Origin of the sequence: Methylobacterium sp. Leaf88, assembly GCF_001422795.1 — a bacterium.
GTDB lineage: Bacteria > Pseudomonadota > Alphaproteobacteria > Rhizobiales > Beijerinckiaceae > Methylobacterium.
Genome location: NZ_LMMK01000036.1, coordinates 1 through 2457, shown reverse-complemented (window position 1 = coordinate 2457; position 2457 = coordinate 1). Strand labels below are relative to the sequence as shown.

Annotated in this window: 2 protein-coding genes and 1 pseudogene; 2 read left to right on the top strand and 1 reads right to left on the bottom strand. The window is 50.4% G+C overall.

Annotated features, from left to right (window positions below):
* Window positions 1–448: 448 nt before the first annotated feature.
* Together ASF20_RS23485 and ASF20_RS25295 are read left to right on the top strand one after the other, a co-directional pair.
* Window positions 449–1201 carry an ABC transporter gene (locus ASF20_RS23485; protein ID WP_244476453.1) on the top strand — a complete coding sequence of 251 codons (753 nt, stop codon included), beginning with the start codon at window positions 449–451 and terminating at the stop codon, window positions 1199–1201.
* Between the two features lie 431 nt (window positions 1202–1632).
* Complete coding sequence (locus ASF20_RS25295; RefSeq protein WP_280136507.1) at window positions 1633–1758, top strand: hypothetical protein; 126 nt, start codon at window positions 1633–1635, stop codon at window positions 1756–1758.
* 161 nt (window positions 1759–1919) lie between these two features.
* Here the strand turns inward: ASF20_RS25295 and ASF20_RS23480 are convergent.
* A pseudogene (locus tag ASF20_RS23480) lies at window positions 1920–2457 on the bottom strand (IS5 family transposase); the annotation flags it as partial.

The following is a 2457-nucleotide window of genomic DNA, read 5'->3' as shown; positions in this document are numbered from 1 at the left end:
GTCTGGCCATGCCAAACCAACGCTGAAAACCTCGCTCTGTGCCGTTTCGTTAGACGCTCTAAGGTCGAGGCCCTGTTAACGTACGCTCGGTCTAACATCATAAGCCCGGCCATGGCACGGCTCTAGCTATCGGCGACGCTTACGGATTCTTCATCCTGCGATTCAAGGCGCTTCCGGCCTGCACCGGTAGTCAGTCCAACCCGCCGGACCGGTTCCGAGGTGGCCATGCAAGCTGACATCAAAAGGCAATAAACTCATGAACGGCTCCGTATATCCCAGTCAACCGGCTTCCCGAAAAATGCCTTCCAGACAACATTCGCGCTCGATGAGCAAGAGGCAAATTTTTACCGCAATTTCAGCCTTTAATGGTCATTGATTCGCGATCTCCACGCGTACAGGTTTGAATATGTCTATTCCGCCTATGAATACGGACATCAGAAAAGGTAAAATGGAATCCTACGCTCACGTGATAAGAGCTTTAATGCTTCGAGACATGCGGACTCGATTTGGTGGGTCTTATTGGGGATATGTAGTAGTCGTGCTTTGGCCAGTTGCTCACATATTTCTTATGGTAGCAATTATGGCATTCCGCAATCTGCCGTCTCCAATGGGTAACAGCCCGATTTTATTTGTCGCGACAGGTGCCGTGCCTGCCCTTGTATTTCAGTATACTTCTCGCGAAGCAATGAAAGCCATAATTGTTAATAAACCATTGATGTACTATCCACAGGTGAAAGCTTTCGATATAATGATCGCACGATTTATCGTGGAAACCATCAAAGGATTTCAGGGTCTTATCATCATTATTTTTATACTTATGCTGCTCGGAGTTAATCCAGTTCCTGAAAATATCCCAACAGCTGTCTGCGCATATACAATGGCATTATTATTAGGTCTCGGGATGGGGGCAGTTAATATTGGAATTATGTCATTCTTTCCAGGGTGGTTATGGGGATACATTGTTATTACGATATCAATTTATGCAACTTCAGGGCTTTTTTTCTTACCAAATATGCTTCCTAGCGAAATGTATGATTTGATGAAATGGAACCCCATGGTGCAGATCATCGAATGGGTTAGGATCGCCTATAATCCTAACTTAGGAATTGAAGTTGATTACTTTTACGTCCTTGTATGGGGATGGGGAACATTATGCATAGGCCTGCTTATGGAAAGAATCGTAGTAAGAAGGTTTCTCTAAATTGTATTAAATGAACAAATATTAGATAGCATGCTGAATTATTTATCTGCGCTTTATCAAAAATTTTCACGTGTCGCTTATTTTAAAGTAGATGACTGAGATTTTTTTGCCTATTCAAAATGTAGATGGCCCAAGCTGTACAGAAGACCGATATTCATTTAGTGCGAATCAGTTTATTTGCTCATGAATTTAGCGCAGAGGTTTTCTACTCTTTCACTGAGCAGCTGCCTTTGGACTGGACTGATTGAGAAGGTCAGGGAAGACTGGAGAAGTTGGGCATAGCGAAGTCGGAAGACGAATGGGGAGCAGATGGTGCTGAAGTTGCGCTGGATCCAGGTTCAAAGGGCATAGGGTGCGCGCTCAGCTCTGGCGTGCAAGAGGCAGAAACCTCCGCGCAAAGCGACTGTCGCTGACGCAATGAATACGTGGGCATGCAGATCGATCAGGCAGATCGAATGCAGGATCTGGAGCACAAGAACGCACGGGTGCGCCGGCTCTTAGCTGACCTGTCCTGGGAAGATCAGGCGCTTGTGGGCGTCGCCTTGGGAAACTTTTAGCGCCCCATAGCGACGTCGGCCGCCTTCCCCGGCGGCATCACGGAAAAGGACGGTTGCAAATCAGTACGGCTGGCGGGACCTGTGTTCCATCACTTATCAAGTCTTCGATGCACCTCATAGTGGCGCAGGTCGAGGCCTTGATAAGAGCCGGACTCAGAAGTTCACGTTGGATAGCAGTATCTTGCGAGCCGTCGTGACTCCATCCTGTTGCTGGCGATGAGGGCCCAGGCGGTGGAGCTCGCGGTGGTTCTGTCCCGATCCTTGCAAGACGCCGGCAGCGGCCAAGCCAAGCGAAAGTTCGTTTAACCACCCACCGGCGCGGGAGAGCCTCGAAGCCCCGGGCAGTGTCGGATCGCTTGATGATCTCAAGGGTCCAAACGCCTTGGCCGTGAAGCGCCGCGCGAAGCTTCTCGCCTACACAGCCACCATCGGCGAAGATGTCGCGCAGCCAGGGAAAGCGGTGACGGATGGCCTTCAACATAGCCGGTGCTCCGTCACGATCCTGCACGTCCGCCCCGTGAACGAACACGAAGAGCATCAGCCCGAGCGTGTCGGTCACGATGTGGCGCTTGCGGCCTTTGATCTTCTTGCCTGCATCGTAGCCAGCAAGCCCTCCGCTCTCGCTGGTCTTTACGCTCTGAACCGCGCCGGGTTTCCCGGAGGCCCCAACTCTTGCGAGGATGGAGCCATGACCAAGCG